We start from the raw sequence: 21,929 nt of genomic DNA on the forward strand, positions 1-21,929 counted from the left end.
CCTGATGGAATTCTTCCAAAGCGCATTCTGGACCGGTTTCCTCTGGCCGCTGATCATCATGGTCCTGGAGAGCGTGCTGGTGCTCGTCGTCCTCCTGATCGCGATCGCCTACATCCTGCTCGCCGACCGCAAGATCTGGGCGGCGGTGCAGATCCGCCGCGGTCCGAACGTGGTCGGCCCCTGGGGCCTGTTTCAGTCCTTCGCCGATCTGCTGAAGTTCGTGCTGAAGGAGCCGATCATCCCGGCCGGCGCCAACAAGGGCGTCTTCCTGCTGGCGCCGCTGGTGTCCTGCGTGCTCGCGCTCGCCGCCTGGGCGGTGATCCCGACCAATCTCGGCTGGGTGATCTCCGACATCAATGTCGGCGTCCTCTTCATCTTCGCGATCTCGTCGCTGTCGATCTACGGCATCATCATGGCCGGCTGGTCGTCGAACTCGAAATACCCGTTCCTGGCGGCGCTGCGCTCCGCGGCGCAGATGGTGTCCTATGAGGTTTCGATCGGCTTCGTCATCATCACCGTGCTGCTCTGCGCCGGTACGCTGAACCTCTCGGCGGTGGTCGAGGCCCAGCATGCGCGTGGCCTCGCCAGCCTGATCGGCCTGCCGCAGCTGACCGTCCTGAACTGGTACGTCTGGCCGCTGTTCCCGATGTTTGTGATCTTCTACGTCTCGGCGCTGGCGGAAACCAACCGTCCGCCGTTCGACCTGGTCGAAGCGGAATCCGAGCTCGTCGCCGGCTTCATGGTCGAATACGGCTCGACGCCGTATCTGCTGTTCATGCTCGGCGAATATGTTGCGATCGTCACGATGTGCGCGATGGCGACGATCCTGTTCCTCGGAGGCTGGCTGCCCCCGGTGGACTTGCCGCCCTTCAACTGGGTGCCGGGGATCATCTGGTTCTCGCTCAAAGTCTTCTTCATGTTCTTCCTGTTCGCGATGGCGAAGGCGATCGTGCCACGCTACCGCTACGATCAACTGATGCGCCTCGGCTGGAAGGTGTTCCTGCCGCTGTCGCTGGCGATGGTGATCGTGGTGGCCGGCGTGCTGCACTTCGCCGGCATCGCGCCGAAGTGAGGGCCGTCATGGGTATCAACATCAACGCCACTGCACGCTCGCTGCTGCTGTCGGAATTCGTCTCGGCATTCTTCCTCGCCATGCGCTATTTCTTCCAGCCGAAGCCGACGCTGAACTATCCGTTCGAGAAGGGGCCGATCTCGCCGCGCTTCCGCGGCGAGCATGCGCTGCGCCGCTATCCGAACGGCGAAGAACGCTGCATCGCCTGCAAGCTGTGCGAGGCGATCTGCCCGGCGCAGGCCATCACCATCGAGGCCGGTCCGCGCCGCAACGACGGCACCCGCCGCACCGTGCGCTACGACATCGACATGGTGAAGTGCATCTATTGCGGCCTCTGCCAGGAGGCCTGCCCGGTCGACGCCATCGTCGAAGGTCCGAACTTCGAGTTCGCGACCGAGACCCGCGAGGAACTGTTCTATGACAAGGCCAAGCTGCTCGCCAACGGCGACCGCTGGGAACGCGAGATCGCGAAGGCGATCGAGCTCGACGCGCCGTACCGGTGAGATGAGAGCATGATCCTTCCCGCGCTGTTCTTCTATCTGTTCGCCGGCGTCTGCGTCGCCTCGGCGGTGATGGTGATTGTCTCGCGCAATCCCGTGCACTCCGTGCTGTACCTGATCCTGGCCTTCGTCAACGCCTCCGGCCTGTTCGTGCTGATGGGCGCCGAATTCTTGGCGATGATCCTGATCGTCGTCTATGTCGGCGCGGTCGCGGTGCTGTTCCTGTTCGTGATCATGATGCTCGACGTCGACTTCCTCGAGCTGCGCGAAGGCTTCATCGAGTATCTGCCGGTCGGTCTCGTGATCGGCGGCATCTTCCTGTTCGAGCTGCTGCTCACTGTCGGCTTCTGGGTCATCAACCCCGGCGTCTCCAAGACGATCACGGCGGCGATCCCGACCAACGTCTCGAACACCGAGGCGCTCGGGCTCGTGCTCTACACGAAGTACATCCACTACTTCCAGCTCGCGGGCATGGTGCTTCTCGTCGCCATGATCGGCGCCATCGTGCTGACCTTGCGCCACAAGGCGAACGTGAAGCGGCAGGACATCAACGTTCAGAACGCGCGCACGCCGGAGATGGCGATGGCGATGCGCAAGGTGGCGCCGGGGCAGGGGCTTTCGGACGCCGATGCGGCGGAGTGGGTGAAATGACGATCGGGCTCGGACATTATCTGGCGGTCGGCGCGATCCTGTTCACGCTCGGGATCCTCGGCATCTTCCTGAACCGCAAGAACATCATCGTCATCCTGATGTCGATCGAGCTGATCCTGCTCTCGGTCAACATCAACCTGGTCGCGTTCTCGACCTTCCTCGGCGATATCGTCGGCCAGGTCTTCGCGCTGCTGGTCTTGACCGTTGCGGCCGCAGAAGCCGCGATCGGTCTCGCCATCCTGGTGGTCTATTTCCGCAACCGCGGCTCGATCGCGGTTGAGGACGTCAATCTGATGAAGGGCTGAGCTCTCAAATGGTTCAGGCAATCGTTTTCCTGCCGCTGCTCGGCGCCATCCTCGCCGGCCTGATCGCGCTATTCGGCGCGCATGCCCGCAACCCCTCAGGCGACGAGGTCGAGCATCACGACGACGGGCATGGCCATGGCGACGCGCATGCGTCGGCCGCCCATGACGACCATAGTCATGACGATCATGCGCATGACGATCACGGTCCGGCCGAGCCGCCGGCCGCGGGCTCGCGCGCGGCCGAGCTGATCACCACGGGGCTGCTGTTCGTCGCGGCGGCGCTGTCCTGGATGACGCTGGTCGATGTCGGCTTCATGCACCATGACGCCCGGATCCAGCTCTTGCCCTGGATCTTCTCCGGCGAATTGCAGGTCTGGTGGTCGCTGCGGGTCGACACGCTGACCGCCGTGATGCTGGTGGTGGTGACCACCGTGTCCTCGCTCGTGCACCTCTATTCCATCGGCTACATGGACGAGGATCCGTACCGTCCGCGCTTCTTCGGCTATCTCTCGCTGTTCACCTTCGCCATGCTGATGCTGGTGACCGCTGATAACCTCGTGCAGCTGTTCTTCGGGTGGGAAGGCGTGGGTCTGGCCAGCTACCTGCTGATCGGCTTCTGGTATCAGAAGCCGTCAGCGAACGCCGCCGCCATCAAGGCCTTCGTGGTCAATCGCGTCGGCGACTTTGGTTTTGCGCTCGGCATCTTCGCGATCTTCTACCTGACCAGCTCGACCGATTTCGAGACCATCTTCCATGCCGCTCCCGGCCTCACCGGCAAGACCATCGATTTCCTCGGCTGGCATGCCGATGCCCTGACGCTCACCTGCCTGCTGCTGTTCATGGGCGCGATGGGCAAGTCGGCGCAGTTCCTGCTGCACACCTGGTTGCCGGACGCGATGGAGGGCCCGACACCTGTGTCGGCGCTGATCCACGCCGCGACCATGGTCACCGCCGGCGTGTTCATGGTGGCGCGCCTGTCGCCGCTGTTCGAGCTTGCCCCGAACGCGCAGGCCGTCGTGATGTTCTTCGGCGCGACCACCGCGTTCTTCGCGGCGACCATCGGCCTGGTCCAGAACGACATCAAGCGCATCGTCGCCTACTCGACCTGTTCGCAGCTCGGCTACATGTTCGTGGCGATGGGGGCGGGGGCCTATTCGGTCGGCATGTTCCATTTGTTCACGCACGCCTTCTTCAAGGCGCTGCTTTTCTTAGGGAGCGGCTCGGTGATCTACGCGATGCACCACGAGCAGGACATCCGCAACATGGGCGGCCTCTGGCGCAAGATCCCCTACACCTATGCGGTGATGGTGGTCGGCACGCTGGCGCTTACCGGCTTCCCGCTCACCGCCGGCTACTTCTCCAAGGACGCGATCATCGAGTCCGCCTACGCCTCGCACAATCCGTTTGCTGTGTATGGCTTCCTGATGACGGTGATCGCGGCCGGCCTGACCTCGTTCTATTCCTGGCGCCTGATCTTCAAGACGTTCCATGGCGAGCCGCATGACGAGCATCATTACGAGGCCGCGCATGAGGCCCCGCTCTGGATCCTGATCCCGATCGGCGTTCTCGCGGTCGGTTCGATCGTCGCAGGGCTTCCGTTCAAGGAGCTGTTCGCCGGCCACGGCGTCGAGGAGTTCTTCCGCGAGTCCGTGAAGATGAACCCGCACATCATCGAGGAGATGCACCAGATCCCCGAGACCATCGCCTTCCTGCCGACGGTGATGATGGTGCTGGGCTTCCTCGTCTCGTATTTGTTCTACATCCGCCGGCCGTATCTGCCGGTCGAGCTCGCGAACACCCAGCCGATGCTGTACCAGTTCCTGCTCAACAAATGGTACTTCGACGAGCTCTACGATCTCATCTTCGTCCGCCCGGCGAAGTGGATCGGCTACCAGCTCTGGAAGAAGGGCGACGGCTTCATCATCGACGGTTTCGGTCCCGACGGCGTCTCGGCGCGCGTGTTGGACGTCACCCGCAACGTCGTGAAGATCCAGACCGGCTATCTCTACCACTACGCGTTCGCCATGCTGATCGGCGCCGCCGGCCTGATCACCTGGTTCATGTTCGGCTTTGGAGGCCAGTAAATGACAACCTGGCCAATCCTTTCGGTCACGACGTTCCTGCCGCTGGTCGGCGCGCTGATCGTCTATCTCAGCCGCGGTGATGACGAGGCCGCCCGGCGCAATTCGCGGTGGATCGCGCTCTGGACCACGCTGATCACCTTTGCGGTGTCGACGATCCTGGTTGTGCGCTTCGATCCGTCGAACCCGGACTTCCAGTTCGTCGAGAAGGCGAACTGGCTCGCCACCGGCATCACCTACCACATGGGCGTTGACGGCATCTCGCTGCCGCTCGTGATCCTCACCACCGCTGTGATGCCGTTCTGCATCATCGCGAGCTGGAAGGCGATCACCAACCGCGTTCGCGAATACATGATGGCGTTCCTGATCCTGGAAACGCTGATGATCGGCACCTTCTCGGCGCTCGATCTCATGCTGTTCTATCTGTTCTTCGAAGGCGGCCTGATCCCGATGTTCCTGATCATCGGCATCTGGGGCGGTCCTCGCCGGGTCTACGCGTCGTTCAAGTTCTTCCTCTACACCTTCCTCGGCTCGGTGCTAATGCTGCTCGCCATCATGGCGCTGTACTGGAACGGCGGCACCACCGACATCCCGATCCTGATGCACACCGCCGTGCCGCGGTCGTTGCAGACCTGGGCCTGGCTCGCCTTCTTCGCATCCTTCGCGGTGAAGATGCCGATGTGGCCGGTGCACACCTGGCTGCCCGATGCGCACGTGGAAGCACCGACCGCGGGCTCGGTGGTGCTGGCGGCGATCCTGCTGAAGATGGGCGGCTACGGCTTCCTGCGCTTCTCGCTGCCGATGTTCCCGCTGGCCTCGCACGACTTCGCGCCGCTGATCTTCACGCTCTCGGTCATCGCCATCATCTACACCTCGCTGGTGGCGCTGATGCAGGAGGACATGAAGAAGCTGATCGCGTACTCGTCTGTGGCGCATATGGGCTTCGTTACCATGGGCATCTTCGCCGGCACCATGCAGGGCGTCGCCGGCGGCATGTTCCAGATGATCTCGCACGGCATCGTCTCCGGCGCGCTGTTCCTCTGCGTCGGCGTCGTCTACGACCGCATGCACACCCGCGAGATCGCGGCCTATGGCGGCCTCGTCAACCGGATGCCGCTCTACGCGCTGACCTTCATGGTCTTCACCATGGCCAATGTCGGTCTGCCCGGGACGAGCGGCTTCGTCGGTGAGTTCATGACGCTGCTCGGCACCTTCAAGGTCTCGATCCCGACCGCGTTCTTCGCCACGACGGGCGTGATCCTGTCGGCGTGCTACGCGCTGTGGCTCTACCGCAAGGTGGTGTTCGGGGCGCTGGTCAAGCCGTCGCTGATGAGCATGAAGGATCTCACCTTGCGCGAATGTGTGACGCTGTTCCCGATGATCGCGCTGACGATCCTGTTCGGCGTCTGGCCGAAGCCGGTGCTCGACATGTCGGCCGCCTCGGTCCAGCAACTCGTCAATAACTACAACACCGCTGTGACGGCCGTGAAGGCCGCCGCACTGCTCCAGTGATCGGGCAGGTCAGGATATCGCCATGAGCTTTGAGACTGCAGGTTATCAACTGGCGCCGGTGCTGCCCGAGCTCGTGCTCGCGATCGGCGCCATGGCGCTTCTGATGCTGGGCGCCTATCGCGGGCAGGGGACGACCAGCGCGGTCACGACGCTGGCGGTCCTGCTCTTGGTCGTGGTCGGCGTGCTCGAATATCTCCAGCCCGGCGGCAAGACCGTGACCTTCGGCGGCAGCTTCATCGTCGACGACTTTGCCCGGTTCATGAAGATCCTGGCCCTGATCGGCTCTGCGGTGACGCTGGTGCTGTCGACCGAGTTCCTGTCCGATCCGTCGCGCCGCATTTTCGAATACGCCATCCTGGTGCTGCTCTCGACGCTCGGTATGATGGTGTTGATCTCGGCCGGCGACCTGATCTCGCTCTATCTCGGCCTCGAGCTGATGTCGCTCGCACTCTACGTCGTTGCGGCTTCGAACCGCGACAACGCCAAGTCGACCGAAGCCGGCCTGAAATATTTTGTGCTCGGCGCGCTGTCCTCGGGCATGCTGCTCTACGGCGCCTCGCTGATCTACGGCTTCACCGGCACCGTCAGCTTCGCCGGCATCGCCACGGCCGCGACGGCTTCGAATATCGGCCTCGTGTTCGGCCTGGTCTTCCTGCTCGCCGGCCTCTGCTTCAAGGTTTCGGCCGTGCCGTTCCACATGTGGACGCCCGACGTCTATGAGGGCGCGCCGACGCCGGTGACCGCCTTCTTCGCCTCTGCGCCGAAGGTCGCCGCACTCGCGGTGTTCACCCGCGTCACGCTGACCGCATTCCCGGGCATCGTCTCGCAATGGCAGCAGATCCTGGTGTTCGTGGCGATTGCGTCGATGGCGCTGGGTTCGTTCGCTGCGATCGGCCAGACCAACATCAAGCGCCTGATGGCCTATTCCTCGATCGGCCATATGGGCTTTGCGCTGGTCGGCCTGGCCTCCGGCACGCTGGAGGGCGCGCAGGGCGTGCTGATGTATATCGTGATCTATGTCGCGATGACGCTCGGCTCGTTCTCGATCATCCTCGCCATGAAGCGCAACGGCCAGGCGGTGGAAAAGATCAGCGACTTCGCCGGCCTGTCGCGGACCAATCCGCTGCTCGCCTTCATGTTCGCGATGCTGCTGTTCTCGCTCGCCGGCGTTCCGCCGCTCGCCGGCTTCTTCGGCAAATGGTACGTCTTCGTCGCCGCCATCAAGGCCAATCTGTTCGCGCTCGCCGTCATCGGCGTGCTGACCAGCGTGGTGGGCGCCTATTATTACCTCTCGATCGTCAAGACAATGTATTTCGACGAGCCGGCCGGCCAGGTCGATCCGGTCCGCATCGAGGTGAAGACGGTGATGGCGGTCGCGGGTGTGTTCAACATCCTGTTCGCGCTGTTCGCGGGCCCCGTGGTGAGTGTCGCCTCGGCCGCGGCAAAGTCGCTGTTCTAGGATGGCCTTCACGCTCGGTCCTCGTGCACTCTCGGCGGGCTACAGGCTCGCAGCGTTGGAGCGGACCGGCTCGACCAACACCGACGCGATCGAAGCGGCGCGCGCCGGCGAACGCGGCCCGATCTGGTTCGTGACCTCCGAGCAGACCGCCGGCCGCGGCCGGCGCCAGCGTCCCTGGATCGCGCCGCGCGGTAATCTGGCGGCCAGCGTCCTCGAAGTCATGGACGTTGCTCCCGCGGTCGCCGCCACGATCGGCTTTGCCGCCGGACTCGCGGAGGAGGCCGCGCTGGAGAAGGTCAGCCTCGAGGCCGCGCTGCGCCTTGGCCCCGACCGTCCCCGCTACGCCCTGAAATGGCCGAACGACGTGCTGGCCGGCGGCAAGAAGCTCGTCGGCATCGGTCTCGAGGCGGAGGCTGTCGACGATGGCCTCGCCGTGGTGGTCGGTATCGGCACCAACGTGGTTGCGGCGCCAGAGGGCACGCCAACGCCCGCGGTGTCGCTCGCAGCCCTGGGCGTCCAGATCAGCGCCGACGAGCTGTTTTCGGCCCTGTCCGACGCCTGGGTCGAATTCCGTGGCATCTGGGACAATGGAAACGGCTTCGCCGAGATCCGTAAACTGTGGCTGGCGCGCGCCGCCGGTCTCGGCGAGCGGGTGGCGATCCACACGGGGACGACGACGCTGGAAGGCATTTTCGACACCATCGACGACACCGGCTGCCTGATCGTCCGGACCGCGGAGGGGCGGCGGGTGCCAGTGGCCGCGGGCGAAGTGTTCTTCGGTCCGGTGCGCTCGGTGGGAGCGGCGTGATGGCGAGGCCCGACGAACTGGTGTTTGCGCCGCTCGGCGGTGTCGGCGAGATCGGCATGAATTTGTCGATCTACGGCCTCGGCAACCGCCACCAGCGTTCCTGGTTGGCAGTCGATCTCGGCGTCTCCTTCGGCGACGAGGAGCATCTGCCGGGCATCGATTTGATCATGCCCGACATCGGCTTCCTGGAGAAGGAGCGCAAGAACCTGATGGGGCTGGTGCTCACGCACGCCCATGAGGACCATTTCGGCGCGATCATCGATCTCTGGCCGAAGCTGCAATGCCCGATCTACGCGACCAAATTCAGCGCGGCGCTGTTCGAGGCCAAATGCGCCGCCGAGCGCAACGCGCCGAACATCCCCGTCACCGTGATCCCGTCGGGCGGACGGGTCGACATCGGCCCGTTCAACGTCGAGTTCATCCCGGTTGCGCATTCGATTCCGGAATCGCATGCGCTGGCGATCCACACCGAAGCCGGCACCGTGCTGCACACCGGCGACTGGAAGATCGACCCGACCCCGAATATCGGCCGTCCGACCGATGAGAAGCGGCTGCGCGAATTGGGCGAGGAGGGCGTGCTCGCCCTGATCGGCGATTCCACCAATGCGGTCCGCGACGGCCGCTCGCCCTCGGAAACCGAGGTCGCCCGGACCATCATCGACCTCGTCAAATCGGCCAAGGGCCGCGTCGCGGTCACGACCTTTGCCTCCAACGTCGCCCGCATCAAGGCGGTCGCCGACGCCGCGAAGGCCGCCGATCGCGAGGTCGTCGTCGTCGGGCGCGCCATGGAGCGCGTGGTGCAGGTCGCGCGCGAGACCGGCTATCTCGACGGCGTGCAGAATTTCCGCTCGCCCGAGGTCTACGGCCACCTGCCGCAGGACAAGGTGCTGGCGCTCTGCACCGGCAGCCAGGGCGAAGCCCGCGCCGCGCTGGCGCGGATCGCCAATGACGATCATCCCGAGATCACGCTCAACCGCGGCGACAGCGTGATCTTCTCCTCGCGCACCATTCCCGGCAACGAGAAGGCGGTCGGTGCGATCATCAACAATCTGATCCTGCAGGGCGTCGAGGTCATCACCGACCGCACCCATCTGGTCCACGTCTCCGGCCACCCGCGCCGCGACGAGCTGCGCGACATGATCGCCTGGACCAGGCCGCAGCTCCTGATCCCCGTCCATGGCGAGGCCCTGCATCTGCACGAGCACGCAAAGCTCGCCCGCGCCGCCGGCGTGCCGCGGGTGCTGGTGGTCCGCAACGGCGACCTGGTCAAGCTCGGTCCCGGCGATCCCGGCATCATCGGCGAGGTGCCCTCGGGCCGGCTCTACAAGGACGGCACCATCCTCGAGGACGCCAAATCGCGTGCCGTGGTGGAACGTCGCCGCATGGCGTTCTCCGGCTGCGCCTTCGTCGCCATCGCCATGACCGCGCAGGGCGAGCTTGCCGACGATCCCGAGGTCGATCTCGTCGGCATCCCCGAGAAGAACCGGGCCGGCGAGCCGTTCGACGACATCGTCTTCGATGCCGTGATGTCCACCATCGAGGGCCTGCCGCGTGCGCGCCGCCGCGATCCGGATGCGCTCGGTGAATCGGTGCGGCGCGCCGTCCGGGCGGTGATCAACGAACATTGGGGCAAAAAGCCCCCCTGTCTGGTACACGTCCTGACAGTCTAAGGGAGAAGCATATGCTGGGCCGGCTCAACCATGTCGCGATCGCGACCAAGGACGCCGTCAAGGCTGCAAAAATCTACGGCGCCGCGTTTGGCGCAGAGATCTCGGACGCCGTCCCGCTGCCCGAGCATGGCGTCACCACCGTGTTCGCGACGCTGCCCAACACCAAGATCGAGTTCATCGAGCCGCTGGGCGAAGCCTCCCCAATCGCAAAATTCATCGATCGTAATCCCGACGGCGGCATCCACCATGTCTGCTACGAGGTTGTCGACATCATCGCCTCGCGCGACACGCTGGTGAAGGAGGGGGCGCGGGTGCTCGGCGACGGCGTGCCGAAGATCGGCGCCCACGGCAAGCCGGTGCTGTTCCTGCACCCGAAGGATTTTTCCGGCGCCCTCGTCGAAATCGAGCAGGCATAAGGCCGCCCCATGGCCTATCAAATCTCGACCGGGCTTGCGATCTACTTCGTCATCTGGTGGATCGCGTTGTTCCTGACGCTGCCCTTTGGCATACGCAGCCAGCATGAGGATGGCGCCGGCGCGCCCGGCACCGACCCCGGCGCACCGATCCTGACCGGCATGAAGCGCAAGCTGATCTGGACCACGATCATCTCGGCGATCATCTTTGCCGCCGGCATGGCCGCCTATCACGCCGGCTACCTCTCGATCGAACGGCTGTCGAAACTGATGGGAATGCCGTTCTAGTTTCACCTCTCCCGAAGGGAGAGGTCGGATCGCTTCGAAGACGCGATCCGGGTGAGGGGTTACGGTCTCACCGCGTGCTGCGGCCCCTCACCCGGATTGCACTGGACGATGCTACGCATTGCCAGGCGCAATCCGACCTCTCCCCGCTGGGGAGAGGTGTGATACCGATAGACCGTACTTCGTCTCGATTGGAATTTCGTAGTTGCGTCGCTGTTGGGGGACCAAATGACTTTTCAGAGGATCGTCGTCGCGCTTCTGGTGCTGATCGTCGCCGGTCTTGGCGCCGTCGGCTACTTCGAGTGGAGGATGGCCGTGCAGGTGCGAACGCTGAAGGCCTTCGTCGAGGGCTATGTCTTCAACGAGGCCGTGATGGCCTGCGAGCAGGCCAAGAGCTCGACGCCGTTCAAATGGAATGGCGGCAAGAGCACCTCGGTGATCGGGCTGAACTCGGTCAAGCTGGACAAATACACGGTCAGCGCCAGCTACACGCTGGTGGCGGACAGCGTCTATTGCGATTACGATCCGATCAAAAGAAAGGCCGAGATCGGCTCGAGCTTCCTGGAGCGGGAGTAACGATCCGGCCCAAGCAAATGGGATGGGATCGCCATGACCGGGGACCGGGCGGGGGATTATCGGATTCTGCATGAGGCCGCCTTGCGGGATTATCTCGCAGGCGTTCCGGACCTCGCGGCACTGCTCGGCGCCGAGCCGGTGTCCTGGTCGGTCACCGAGGTCGGCGACGGCAATCTCAACCTCGTCTTCATCGTCAAGGGCGACCGCGGCGGCGTCGCCGTGAAGCAGGCGCTGCCTTACGTCCGCCTGGTCGGCGAAAGCTGGCCGCTGCCGCTATCGCGCGCCCATTACGAATTCTTGGCCTTGTCCCGACAGGGCGAGCTCGCACCGGGTCTCGTCCCGGCGTTGCTGCATCACAACGAGAGGCTGGCGCTGACCGTGATGGAGCTGCTCGAGCCCCACATCATCATGCGCAAGGGGCTGGTGGCAGGCACGCACTATCCGCGCTTCGTCGACGACATCACCACTTTCATGGCGCAGACGCTGTTTTTCACATCCGACCTCGCGCTCTCCGCCGCCGAGAAGAAAGAGGGCATCGCGGCCTTCGCCGGCAACCACGCGCTGTGCAAGATCACCGAGGATCTGATCTTCACCGATCCCTACCGCATCGCCGAGCAGAACCGCTGGACCGCGCCTTATCTCGATGGCCTCGCCGGAGCCTTGCGCGACGACATGGAGCTGCATGTCGCGATCTCCCGGCTGAAGCTGAAGTTCATGGCAAGCCCGGAAGCGCTGCTCCATGGTGACCTCCACACCGGCTCGATCATGGTGACGGAGCGCGAGATGCGCGTGATCGATCCCGAATTCGCGTTCTACGGCCCAATGGGGTTCGACACCGGCGCCGTCATCGCCAATCTCCTGATGGCCTATTTTGCATCCGCCGGCCACGAGCGCTCGCCGGGCGAACGGCGCGCCTTCGAGGCTTGGGTGCTGGAGACCGTCGAAAAGGTCTGGACCGAGTTCGCTCGGAAATTCCTCGACCTCTGGCGGGCCGGAGCGGTCGGCGACGCCTATCCGGCCTTGCTCTTCGCGGGTGAAAAGGGCGCCACGCGGCTGGAGGCCGAGCGGCAGGCCTACATGCAACGCCTGTTCGCCGACACAATCGGCTTCGCCGCCGCAAAAACCATCCGTCGCATCTTCGGCCTCGCTCACAACATCGATTTCGAGCTGATCGAGGACCCGAAAAAGCGCGCGATCGGCGAAGCGCGAGCGGTACGGCTGGCGAGGGCGATGATGGTGGATACGGGGGCTTTTGCGGGCATCGCGGATGTCAGCGGCGCTGCACGGAAATTGCGCGACTGGCAGCCGGAGTTCGCGGCCGGCTAGGGCGCGCAACCGCGCCAGCCGATGGAGCCGGGCAGAGGGACCGCCTTCGGAACCGGCATCGATCGCCAAAACGAGAAGCTTGCGCTCGACGGGCTGCGAATGGTCAACTCGTCGGTCGGAAGGCTCCTGTATTTTTGGAGGACATATGATGTTCAGGATGATGGCGATCGTTGCTGGTTTGGGACTGGCGCTCGCCACCTCGGCGGAGGCCGAGAGCCCGCGCAAGGGCGGAACCATCCGCATGACGGCGCCCTATGGCTCGAGTTTCACCAGCCTGGACATTCATACGACCCAGCGCGCCCAGGACGAGATCTATGCCAAGGGCCTGCACCGGTCGCTCTACATCTGGGATTCCGCGGAAGGAAGGCCGGTTCCGGAGCTTGCCAAGGAGGTGATCGTCTCGGGCGGCGGTCTCGTCTACACCTTCAAGCTGCGAGACGACGCCTATTTCCACAATGGCCGCAAGATGACGGCCGACGACGTCATCTGGTCCTACAACCGCATCATGGACGGCGCGAAAGCCTATCCCGGCGCGCGTTACGTCCGCGTGATCGAGGGCGCGGCGGCGGTCGAGAAGGGCCAGGCCAAGGAGATCTCCGGCCTGAAGAAGATCGACGACTTCACCATCGAGATGAAGCTGACCGAGAAGGTCGATCCGGGCTTCTACTTCTTCACCGCGCTGACCTCGATCTATCCCGCCGACGAGGCCGCCAAGGAGGGCTTCATCCAGCATCCGATCGGTCTTGGCCCCTTCAAGTTCGTCGAGCACGTGCCGGGCTCCCGCATCGTTCTGGAGCGGTGGGACAAGTTCTACAAGCCCGGCAAGCCCTATGCCGACAAGCTGATCGTGTCGGTCATGGGCGAGGCCGCGGCGCGCGACGTCGCCTTCCGCAACAAGGAGATCGATACCTCCGTGCTCGGGCCGGCGCAGTATGTCGCCTATCAGGCCGACCCCGACCTCAAGGGCACCATCGTGGAAGTCGCCGAGGTCTTCACGCGCTACATGGGGATGAACACCTCATTCAAGCCGTTTGCCGACAAGCGCGTCCGGCAGGCGATCAACTATGCGATCGACACGGATTTGATCATCAACAAGCTGGTCAAGGGCAAGGCCTATCGGGCGACCAGCTGGCTGCCGCTGACCTCGCCGCTCTACGACAAGACCATGAAGCCCTACGCCTTCGATCCCGCCAAGGCCAAGCAGCTACTCGCGGACGCCGGCTATCCAAACGGCTTCGAATTCGAATGGACCACCAGCCAGAATGAAAGCTGGGGCCTGCCGATCGTCACGGCCGTCATCCCGATGCTGGACAAGGTGGGCATCAAGGCGAAGGTCAAGCAGGTCGAGGCCGCGGTGCTGTCGGAGGTGGTTCGCAGCGGCGACTACCAGGCCTATATCTATTCCCAGCAGACCGGCCCGGATCCGCAAGCCGCGCTGAAATGCTTCCATTCATCGACGCCGCGGTCAGCCTGCAACTACATGGACTTCAAGAACGCCGACTTCGACAGGCTGATCGACGAAGCCGGGCAGACCGACGATTCCGCAAAGCGCGGCCAGCTGCTGCAAAAGGCCAATGCGCTGCTCTATGACGAGGCGCCAGTCTGGTTCTTCAACTACAACAAGGCCGTCATGGCCGTGCAGCCGTGGCTCAAGGGAGTTCAGCCGAACGCCACGGAGCTGACCCACCAGAACGTCGAAGACCTCTGGGTCGCCGAGACCTCGCCCGCGAAGTGACCCACGCTCTCGCGCTCCCTCCATCGCGACGAGCGATGGAGGGAGCGAGGACAAAGGCCGATGCTTTCCTTCCTGATCCGTCGTCTCCTGCAAACCATTCCGACCGTGCTTGCCGTCGTGCTGCTGGTGTTTGCGCTGTTCAGCGTCGTGCCGGGCAGCATCGTCTCGACCATGAGCGATGACAGCGATCCGCAGGTCGAGGCGCGCATGAAGAAGCAGCTCGGGCTCGACCAGCCCGTCTACATCCGCTTCGGCTCCTATATCGCAAAGCTCGCGACCGGTGATTTCGGCACGTCGTTCCGCACGCGCGAGCCGGTCACGACCATGATCTCCAAACGGGCCTGGCCGACGCTGCAACTGATCTTCGCGGCCATGGCGTTTGCGGTCGTGGTCGGCGTGCCACTCGGCTTCGTCGCCGCCTTGCGTCCGGGCGGTCTCGTCGACAGCGCGGCGATGGTTTTGGCGGTGTCGGGCCTGTCGTTGGCAAAATTCTGGCTTGGACTGCTGTTGATGTACCTGTTCGCGCTGAAGCTCGGCTGGCTGCCGAGTTTCGGCTATGGCGATGGGGGCGGCAAATATCTGATCCTGCCGGCGGTGACGCTCGGTGTCTCGCCGATGGCGTTGTTGGCCCGGACGACGCGCGCTGCGGTTCTGGAGATCATGACCGCGGATTTCGTCCGCACGGCACGTTCGAAGGGCATGAGCGAGGTCAGGGTCGTGAAGTGGCACGTGATGCGCAACGCGCTCGTCCTGATCCTCACGACCATGGGCCTGCAATTCGGCGCGCTGATGGGGCAGGCGGTCGTCGTCGAGAAACTGTTCTCGTGGCCGGGTATCGGCTCGCTGCTGGTCGACAGCGTCCTCCAGCGCGACATTCCGGCCGTCCAGGGCTCCATTCTCGTGGTGGTGCTGTTCTTTCTCGCGATCAATCTGCTGATCGACGTGCTCTACGGCGTGATTGATCCCAGGATCCGATACGCATGAAGCTGCGCGCCAATCTCGTCATCGGCGGGGCGCTGTTCGCACTCGCGATCCTGGTCGGCCTGCTTGCGCCCTGGCTCGCGCACACCGATCCGGTCATGGACGCCAATTTGATGAATGCGGAGGAGCCTCCGGGCTGGACCTGGTGGTTCGGCACCGACGGGCAGGGCCGCGACATCTATTCCCGCGTGCTGTACGGCGCGCGGATCTCGCTGACGGTCGGCATCGTCTCGCAGCTCATCAACAGCGTCATCGGCGTGGCGCTGGGCCTGAGCGCCGGCTATTTTGGCGGCTGGTGGGACGATGTCGTCAACGGGCTCACCAATCTCATGCTCGCGATCCCCTCGCTGATCTTCGCGCTCGCCATCATGGCGGTGCTTGGCCCTGGCCTGACCAGCCTGCTGATCGCGCTCGGCCTGACCAACTGGTCCTTCACCTGCCGGATCGCGCGCGCCTCGGCGCTGTCGCTCAAGAGCCAGGGCTACGTGCAGGCCGCGACCGTGCTCGGCTATGGAGATCTGCGCATCATGATCACGCAGCTGTTGCCGAACATGCTGGGGCCCCTCATCGTGATCGGCACGCTCGGCATGGGCAGTGCGGTCTTGTCCGAAGCCGCTTTGTCGTTCCTCGGCCTCGGCGTTCGCCCGCCTTTTCCAAGCTGGGGCAGCATGCTGTCGGAGGCCCGCGACCAGATCACGACGGCACCGTGGCTTTCGGTGTTTCCCGGCCTTGCCATCTTCCTGACGGTGCTCGGCCTCAATCTGCTCGGCGATGGCCTGCGCGATAGTCTTGATCCGCAGTCGCGGAGCCGGCGGACATGACGGGGGCAGCGCTGATCGAGGTCGAGGATCTCCGCATCGATCTTGACGACGGATCGCGGGGCGTTGCGGCGGCCGAAGGCATCTCGTTCCGCATCGATCGAGGCGAAACCTTCGGCCTTGTCGGCGAATCCGGCTGCGGCAAGAGCATCACGGCGCTCGCTCTGATCGGCCTGCTGCGGCCGCCGCTGTCGGTCGGCGGCGGTGTCATCCGCTTCGGGGGACAGGAGATTCAGCGCCTTTCAGCCGCCAGGCAGCGCGAGCTGCGCGGCAATCGTATCGCCATGATCTTCCAGGAGCCAATGACGGCGCTCAACCCGGTCTCGCCGGTGGGCCGGCAGATCGCCGAGATGTTCGTGCTGCACAAGGGCAAGAGCTGGCGGGAGGCCAACCAGCTGGCGGTCGAGGCACTGGCAAATGTCCGTGTCCCCGCGCCGGAGCGGCGGGTGAACGATTACCCGCATCAGCTGTCCGGCGGCATGCGTCAGCGCGTGATGATCGCCATCGCGCTCGCATGCGGTCCGGACCTTCTGATCGCGGACGAGCCCACGACGGCGCTCGACGTCACCGTGCAGGCGGAAATCATCGAGCTGATGCGGAATCTATGCGCCGAGCGGGGAACGGCCATTTTGATGATCAGCCATGATCTCGGCCTCGTCGCCAATGTCTGCCGCCGCGTCGCCGTCATGTATGCCGGCCGCATCGTCGAGGAGCGCGGCTCGGCCGACATCTTTCGCGCGCCCTCGCACCCCTATACGCAGGGCCTGGTTGCCTCGCTGCCGCGGCTGGGCAGCCGCGCAGCGCTTGGGCGCACAAGGCTCAAGGAGATCGCGGGCGTCGTCCCGGCGATCACGCGTTTCCCGGACGGTTGCCGGTTCAATCCGCGTTGCGCAAATGCGACCGACATTTGCAGGAGCGTCGCGCCGACGGCGGATTTTCTGGAGTCCGGCGGTTTGGTGAGGTGTCATCACCATGCATGAGGCCGAGAGCAGGCCGGACGACGATCTCATTCTCAGCGTCGAGGATCTTGCGGTGCATTTTCCGCTGGGCGGCGGCCTGCTGGGCCGCGGCAAGCGGCTGCTTCGCGCCGTCGACGGCGTCGATCTCAGGCTGAAGCGAGGCGAGTGCCTCGGCCTTGTCGGCGAGTCGGGCTCGGGCAAGTCGACGGTTGCCTTGTCGATCCTCGGCCTGATGACGCCGACGCGCGGGCGCATCGTGGTGGACGGACAGGTCGTGACGGGCCAGCCATCCGGCGATCGCAAGGCATTGGCCCGTACCGTGCAAATCGTCTTCCAGGATCCCTACGCCTCGCTCAATCCACGCCAGACCATTCGCCGCACACTCGAAGATCCCCTGCGTGTGCATGGTGTGACCGCCAAGAGCGAGATCGAGGACAGGGTGGCGGCCATGTTGCGGCATGTCGGCCTGCGGCCCGAGCAGGCCGATCGCTACCCGCATGAATTCTCCGGCGGCCAGCGCCAGCGCATCGGCATCGCGCGTGCCCTGATCCTCAACCCCAAGATCGTCATCTGCGACGAGCCGGTCTCGGCGCTCGACGTCTCGATTCGTGCCCAGATCATCAATCTCCTGCTGGAATTGAAGGACACGCTCGGCCTGTCCTACATCATGATCAGCCACGACCTCGGCGTCGTCGAGCACATGAGCGACCGGGTCGCGGTGATGTATCTCGGCCGCATCGTCGAGAACGGCGGCTGGCGCGAAATTTTTGAGCGGCCGGCGCATCCGTATACGCAGGCGCTGATATCAGCGATCCCCGATCCCTTGCGCCATGCGCCATTGGCGACGACGGGGGGCGATCTGCCCAATCCGCTCAATCCGCCGAATGGGTGCGCGTTTAGTCCGCGATGCCGGTATGCGGAAGCGGTATGTCGGCGCGAGCCGGGGCCCGTGCTGGAGACGCGGCCCGATGGGCATGCAGTACGGTGCTGGCGGAGTGAGGAGATTGCGGGGCAGGGGGCGTTGACCTCTGTCGGGGGCGTCCATCCCTAGGATCCGGAGTTTGCGAAAGGCTAGAGACGTCCCCGCCAGGATCGCGTATTTTGGCAGTTGGGGGTTTTGCGCATGGCCAAGACGGGCAGAGGGGCGGTAAAACGCGGCCGGCCGGGCGGACCGGGCAGTCCGCGCGAGCCAACCGGATCCAAAGCCAAGAGAGCGGGATCGACCAGGGCCACGCTGCGGCAGCAAAAGCCTTCACTCCGGTCGGAAAATGCGCGGCTGAAAAGTCAACTGGAAGCGGTCGGGCTGCAACAGCAGGCGAGCGCCGAAATCCTGCGCGCCATCGCCGACGCCGGGGGCGACGTCGCGCGTCCCTTGCAACAGATTGCCGAGACGATGGCCGAGCTGTTCGACGCGCCCAGCGTGTCGGTCCAGCTTGCCGAGGGCAGGGAGTTCACGCAGGAGTACCGCGTCGGCTCCATCGCAAAACGGGTCGGCTCGGCCTATCCGAGGTCCAACATCAAGGTCGGCGGCCGAAACCTGCCCGGCACGGTGGTTGCCGAGAACCGGCAGATCCACATCCCGGATCTCGATCATCTCGATCCCTCCATGGCCGACTTTCCGGGCCTCCCCCACGCGAGGGCGGGCGGTGCCCGCACCGTCTGCGGCACGCCGCTGCGGCGCGAGGGCGGCGCATTCGGCGCGCTAATCGTTTTCCGCGACCAGCTGCTGCCGTTCACCGACGGAGAGCTCGCGCTTTTGCAAAGTGTCGCCGACCAGGCCGTGATCGCGATCGAGAATGCCCGACTGTTCAGCGAAAAGAAAGAGGCGCTGGAGCGGCAGACCGCGACCTCGGACATCCTGCGCGTCATCAGCCAGTCGCCGACCGAGGTGCAGCCGGTCTTTGATGCGATCGTGGCGACCGCCGTGCGATTGTTTCGGCGCGATCGATCGTTCATCCTGCGCACTGATGGTGCCAGGTTCTGGCAGGTGGCGTTCGCCGGGCCGGACGGCGTGCTCCCGTTTCCCGATCTCCCGCCCGAGCCGATCGATCCGGATGCCAATTTTCCGTCACGCGCGATCGTCACCAGACAGAATCTGCATCTGTCGGACTGGTCAGCGATCGAACTGCCCGACTTCGAACGCCAGATCCGCGACACCTTCGGCTTCAATTCGGCGCTGTATCTGCCGCTGTTGCGCGACGGAGAATGTATCGGCGTTCTCGGTATCGCCGGAACTCGCGCCGGCCAATTCGACGACAACGAGATCGCTCTCGCCGAGTCGTTCCGCGATCAGGCTCTGATCGCGATCGAGAACGCGCGGCTTTTCAACGAAACCGAGGACGCCCTGGCCCGGCAGACAGCGACCTCGGAGATTCTGCGCGTCATCAGCCAGTCTCCCACCGACGCCCAGCCGGTCTTCGACGTCATTGCTCAGACGGCCATCCGGCTGCTCGGGTGCAACCGTGCCTTCATCCAGCGCTGCGACGAGGAGTGCTTCTGGACCGTGACCTGGTGGGGCGCGGAGGGCCGGCTCCCGCTCATCAACATGCCGCGCGTCAAGATCGACCCGGCAGCCAACTTTCCCTCGCGTGCAATTGTGCAGAAGCAGACTGTGCACCTGCCCGATTGGTCGCTGATCGAGCTGCCTTTACACGAACGTATGATCCAGAAGAGATTGGGGCTTCAAACAGCGCTGTTCATGCCACTGCTCCGTGACAACAAGTGCATCGGGCTGCTTTCGGTCGCCGGAACGCGCCCGAATATGTTTGGCGACAATGAAATCGCGCTGGCCGAGTCGTTCCGCGACCAGGCCCTGATCGCCATCGAGAACGTGCGCCTGTTCGACGAGGTTCAGGCCAAGGCGCGCGATCTGACGGAGTCGCTGCAGCAGCAGACCGCGACCGCCGACGTGCTCAAGGTCATCAGCCGCTCCGCCTTCGATCTGCAGACGGTGCTCGTGACACTCACGCGTTCGGCCGTCGAGCTCAGCGGCGCCCAGAACGGCATCATCTTCCTGCGCGATGGCGACCTGTTCCGCTATCGCGCATCGTCCCACGCCGATTCGAATCCAGAATGGGTGAAATGGCTCGAGGAGAATCCCCAAAAAGCAGGCCGCAACACAGCGACGGCCCGCGCGATCACAACCGGCAGGATCGCCTGTGTCGCCGACGTGCCGGCCGATCCAGAGGTGGACCTTCCCGCGACGCCGCTCGCCGGTATCCGCGCGGCCCTCAGCGTGCCGCTATTGCGCGACGGCAAGGTCGAGGGCGTGATGACGCTGACGCGCCAGGTCCCGGGACCATTCACCGATCGTCAGATCGAGCTGGTCCAGACCTTCGCCGACCAGGCGGTGATCGCTATCGAGAATGCGCGGCTGTTCGACGAGGTGCAGGCCAAGACGCGGGATCTCACCGAGGCGCTCACCTACCAGACCGGCAGCGCCAACATCCTGAACGTCATCGCGGCATCGCCGACCGACGTGGCTCCCGTGCTGAAGGCGATCGTCGAGAGCGCATGCGAGGTTTGCGAGGCTTATGATGCGGCCGTGGTGTTGCGGGACGGTAACGATTTGCGCTTCAGCGCCCATCATGGTCCGATCCCCATCGGGCTGGAGAAATGGCCGATCAACCGCCGCTGGACCGCCGGCCGCGCCTTCATCGACCAGCAGCCTGTCCACATAGCAGATCTGCGCGACGAGAGGCATGCCGATTTCTCCGACGGCCGCGATCTGTCGCTGAGAATGGGGCATCGCACCATCGTCAGCGTCCCGCTGCTGCGCGACAAGGAGAGCATCGGAGCGATCGTGCTGCGCCGGAACGAGGTCCATCCGTTCAGCGACAAGCAGATCGCGTTGCTCCAGACCTTTGCCGACCAGGCGGTGATCGCGCTCGGCAATGTCCGCCTGTTCGAGGAAGTGCAGGCGAAGACGCGCGAGCTCGAGCAATCCCTCGAAGACCTCCGCACGGCGCAAGACCGCCTGGTCCAGACCGAGAAGCTCGCCTCGCTCGGCCAGCTCACTGCGGGCATTGCGCATGAAATCAAGAATCCGCTCAATTTCGTCAACAATTTCTCGGCGCTCTCGGCCGAGCTCGTCGACGAGCTGAACGAGGCGCTCGAGTCGGCCGCGCTGCCGGCGGCGAGCCGCGGAGAGATCGGCGAGCTGACCGGGCTGTTGAAGGACAATCTGCACAAGGTGGTCCAGCACGGCAAGCGCGCCGACTCCATTGTCAAGAACATGCTGCTGCATTCCCGTGAGGGCTCCGGCGAGCACCGGCCGACCAATATCAACGCGCTGGTTGAGGAAAGCCTCACCCTCGCCTATCACGGTGCCCGGGCTGAGAGGCCGGACTTCAACATTTCCCTGAAGCGCGATTTCGACCCCGAGGCCGGAACGATCGAGGCCTTTCCGCAGGAGATCACCCGGGTTCTGCTGAACCTGATCTCCAACGGCTTCTATGCGGTTGCGCAGCGCGACGGCGCCAATAAGAACGGCTTTGAGCCCATGCTCAGCGCCAGCACGCGCGCCAGAGAGGAAGCGGTCGAAATCCGCATCCGCGACAATGGCACCGGCATCCCGGCCGAGGTCAAGGAGAAGATGTTCAACCCGTTCTTCACGACCAAGCCGGCTGGCGAGGGGACCGGGCTCGGGCTATCCATGAGTCACGACATCATCGTGAAACAGCACGGTGGCACAATCGACGTCGATACTGCTCCGGGCGAATTTACCGAATTTATCATCCGATTGCCGCGCAAAAGCAATTTTTCAAACAGGACTTGAG

Annotated in this window: 19 protein-coding genes; all 19 read left to right on the plus strand. The window is 64.2% G+C overall.

The window, feature by feature from the left end; all coding sequences use genetic code 11:
- Positions 1-4 precede the first annotated feature (4 nt).
- The 19 genes from nuoH to IC761_RS16660 all read left to right on the plus strand — a co-directional run bounded on the left by nuoH (position 5) and on the right by IC761_RS16660 (position 21,928).
- Positions 5-1,072 carry an NADH-quinone oxidoreductase subunit NuoH gene (gene nuoH / locus IC761_RS16570; RefSeq protein WP_195804247.1) on the plus strand — a complete coding sequence of 356 codons (1,068 nt, stop codon included), beginning with the start codon at positions 5-7 and terminating at the stop codon, positions 1,070-1,072.
- Positions 1,073-1,086: 14 nt separating this feature from the next.
- Entirely contained in the window at positions 1,087-1,575 is a 489-nt protein-coding gene (nuoI, locus tag IC761_RS16575; RefSeq protein WP_027529879.1) for an NADH-quinone oxidoreductase subunit NuoI, read from the plus strand.
- 9 nt (positions 1,576-1,584) lie between these two features.
- Positions 1,585-2,223 carry an NADH-quinone oxidoreductase subunit J gene (locus tag IC761_RS16580; protein ID WP_195804248.1) on the plus strand — a complete coding sequence of 213 codons (639 nt, stop codon included), beginning with the start codon at positions 1,585-1,587 and terminating at the stop codon, positions 2,221-2,223.
- A complete protein-coding gene (gene nuoK, locus IC761_RS16585) occupies positions 2,220-2,528 on the plus strand; it encodes an NADH-quinone oxidoreductase subunit NuoK (RefSeq protein WP_008547737.1) in 309 nt (102 codons plus the stop codon). The genes IC761_RS16580 and nuoK overlap by 4 nt, the downstream gene beginning before the upstream one ends.
- A gap of 8 nt (positions 2,529-2,536) precedes the next feature.
- Positions 2,537-4,612, plus strand: coding sequence for an NADH-quinone oxidoreductase subunit L (gene nuoL / locus IC761_RS16590; RefSeq protein WP_195804249.1), 2,076 nt, complete (start codon positions 2,537-2,539; stop codon positions 4,610-4,612).
- A complete protein-coding gene (locus tag IC761_RS16595; protein WP_195804250.1) occupies positions 4,613-6,121 on the plus strand; it encodes an NADH-quinone oxidoreductase subunit M in 1,509 nt (502 codons plus the stop codon).
- A 22-nt stretch (positions 6,122-6,143) separates the two neighbouring features.
- Positions 6,144-7,580, plus strand: coding sequence for an NADH-quinone oxidoreductase subunit NuoN (gene nuoN / locus IC761_RS16600; RefSeq protein WP_195804251.1), 1,437 nt, complete (start codon positions 6,144-6,146; stop codon positions 7,578-7,580).
- Between the two features lies 1 nt (position 7,581).
- On the plus strand, positions 7,582-8,388 hold the full coding sequence (locus tag IC761_RS16605) for a biotin--[acetyl-CoA-carboxylase] ligase (protein WP_195804252.1): 807 nt from the start codon (positions 7,582-7,584) through the stop codon (positions 8,386-8,388).
- A complete protein-coding gene (locus IC761_RS16610) occupies positions 8,388-10,058 on the plus strand; it encodes a ribonuclease J (protein WP_195804253.1) in 1,671 nt (556 codons plus the stop codon). Before IC761_RS16605 ends, IC761_RS16610 begins: the two co-directional genes overlap by 1 nt.
- An 11-nt stretch (positions 10,059-10,069) precedes the next feature.
- Positions 10,070-10,474: a methylmalonyl-CoA epimerase gene (mce, locus tag IC761_RS16615; RefSeq protein WP_195804254.1), complete on the plus strand. Its 405-nt coding sequence runs from the start codon at positions 10,070-10,072 to the stop codon at positions 10,472-10,474.
- A gap of 9 nt (positions 10,475-10,483) precedes the next feature.
- A complete protein-coding gene (locus IC761_RS16620) occupies positions 10,484-10,759 on the plus strand; it encodes a DUF1467 family protein (protein WP_195804255.1) in 276 nt (91 codons plus the stop codon).
- 225 nt (positions 10,760-10,984) lie between these two features.
- Entirely contained in the window at positions 10,985-11,332 is a 348-nt protein-coding gene (locus IC761_RS16625) for a hypothetical protein (RefSeq protein ID WP_195804256.1), read from the plus strand.
- A 33-nt stretch (positions 11,333-11,365) separates the two neighbouring features.
- Complete coding sequence (mtnK, locus tag IC761_RS16630; RefSeq protein ID WP_195804257.1) at positions 11,366-12,658, plus strand: S-methyl-5-thioribose kinase; 1,293 nt, start codon at positions 11,366-11,368, stop codon at positions 12,656-12,658.
- A 145-nt stretch (positions 12,659-12,803) separates the two neighbouring features.
- Positions 12,804-14,393 (plus strand): ABC transporter substrate-binding protein, encoded by a 1,590-nt coding sequence (locus tag IC761_RS16635; RefSeq protein WP_195804258.1) that lies wholly within the window; start codon positions 12,804-12,806, stop codon positions 14,391-14,393.
- Positions 14,394-14,453: 60 nt separating this feature from the next.
- Complete coding sequence (locus IC761_RS16640) at positions 14,454-15,377, plus strand: ABC transporter permease (protein WP_195804259.1); 924 nt, start codon at positions 14,454-14,456, stop codon at positions 15,375-15,377.
- Complete coding sequence (locus IC761_RS16645) at positions 15,374-16,195, plus strand: ABC transporter permease (protein WP_195804260.1); 822 nt, start codon at positions 15,374-15,376, stop codon at positions 16,193-16,195. The genes IC761_RS16640 and IC761_RS16645 overlap by 4 nt, the downstream gene beginning before the upstream one ends.
- Entirely contained in the window at positions 16,192-17,172 is a 981-nt protein-coding gene (locus IC761_RS16650; RefSeq protein ID WP_195804261.1) for an ABC transporter ATP-binding protein, read from the plus strand. The genes IC761_RS16645 and IC761_RS16650 overlap by 4 nt, the downstream gene beginning before the upstream one ends.
- Positions 17,165-18,202 (plus strand): ABC transporter ATP-binding protein, encoded by a 1,038-nt coding sequence (locus IC761_RS16655; RefSeq protein ID WP_195804262.1) that lies wholly within the window; start codon positions 17,165-17,167, stop codon positions 18,200-18,202. The genes IC761_RS16650 and IC761_RS16655 overlap by 8 nt, the downstream gene beginning before the upstream one ends.
- 72 nt (positions 18,203-18,274) lie before the next feature.
- Entirely contained in the window at positions 18,275-21,928 is a 3,654-nt protein-coding gene (locus IC761_RS16660; protein ID WP_195804263.1) for a GAF domain-containing protein, read from the plus strand.
- Position 21,929 lies beyond the last annotated feature (1 nt).

Origin of the sequence: Bradyrhizobium commune (assembly GCF_015624505.1) — a bacterium.
GTDB lineage: Bacteria > Pseudomonadota > Alphaproteobacteria > Rhizobiales > Xanthobacteraceae > Bradyrhizobium > Bradyrhizobium commune.

Bases quoted from the DNA above. Each gene is read 5' to 3' on its own strand.
- IC761_RS16610 (WP_195804253.1), top strand. From the start codon at position 8,388: ATGGCGAGGCCCGACGAACTGGTGTTTGCGCCGCTCGGCGGTGTCGGC.
- IC761_RS16640 (WP_195804259.1), top strand. From the start codon at position 14,454: ATGCTTTCCTTCCTGATCCGTCGTCTCCTGCAAACCATTCCGACCGTG.
- IC761_RS16655 (WP_195804262.1), top strand. From the start codon at position 17,165: ATGCATGAGGCCGAGAGCAGGCCGGACGACGATCTCATTCTCAGCGTC.
- IC761_RS16620 (WP_195804255.1), top strand. From the start codon at position 10,484: ATGGCCTATCAAATCTCGACCGGGCTTGCGATCTACTTCGTCATCTGG.
- nuoH (WP_195804247.1), top strand. From the start codon at position 5: ATGGAATTCTTCCAAAGCGCATTCTGGACCGGTTTCCTCTGGCCGCTG.
- mtnK (WP_195804257.1), top strand. From the start codon at position 11,366: ATGACCGGGGACCGGGCGGGGGATTATCGGATTCTGCATGAGGCCGCC.
- IC761_RS16645 (WP_195804260.1), top strand. From the start codon at position 15,374: ATGAAGCTGCGCGCCAATCTCGTCATCGGCGGGGCGCTGTTCGCACTC.
- IC761_RS16625 (WP_195804256.1), top strand. From the start codon at position 10,985: ATGACTTTTCAGAGGATCGTCGTCGCGCTTCTGGTGCTGATCGTCGCC.
- mce (WP_195804254.1), top strand. From the start codon at position 10,070: ATGCTGGGCCGGCTCAACCATGTCGCGATCGCGACCAAGGACGCCGTC.
- IC761_RS16650 (WP_195804261.1), top strand. From the start codon at position 16,192: ATGACGGGGGCAGCGCTGATCGAGGTCGAGGATCTCCGCATCGATCTT.
- nuoL (WP_195804249.1), top strand. From the start codon at position 2,537: ATGGTTCAGGCAATCGTTTTCCTGCCGCTGCTCGGCGCCATCCTCGCC.
- IC761_RS16660 (WP_195804263.1), top strand. From the start codon at position 18,275: ATGGCCAAGACGGGCAGAGGGGCGGTAAAACGCGGCCGGCCGGGCGGA.
- IC761_RS16595 (WP_195804250.1), top strand. From the start codon at position 4,613: ATGACAACCTGGCCAATCCTTTCGGTCACGACGTTCCTGCCGCTGGTC.
- nuoK (WP_008547737.1), top strand. From the start codon at position 2,220: ATGACGATCGGGCTCGGACATTATCTGGCGGTCGGCGCGATCCTGTTC.
- nuoN (WP_195804251.1), top strand. From the start codon at position 6,144: ATGAGCTTTGAGACTGCAGGTTATCAACTGGCGCCGGTGCTGCCCGAG.
- IC761_RS16605 (WP_195804252.1), top strand. From the start codon at position 7,582: ATGGCCTTCACGCTCGGTCCTCGTGCACTCTCGGCGGGCTACAGGCTC.
- IC761_RS16580 (WP_195804248.1), top strand. From the start codon at position 1,585: ATGATCCTTCCCGCGCTGTTCTTCTATCTGTTCGCCGGCGTCTGCGTC.
- IC761_RS16635 (WP_195804258.1), top strand. From the start codon at position 12,804: ATGATGTTCAGGATGATGGCGATCGTTGCTGGTTTGGGACTGGCGCTC.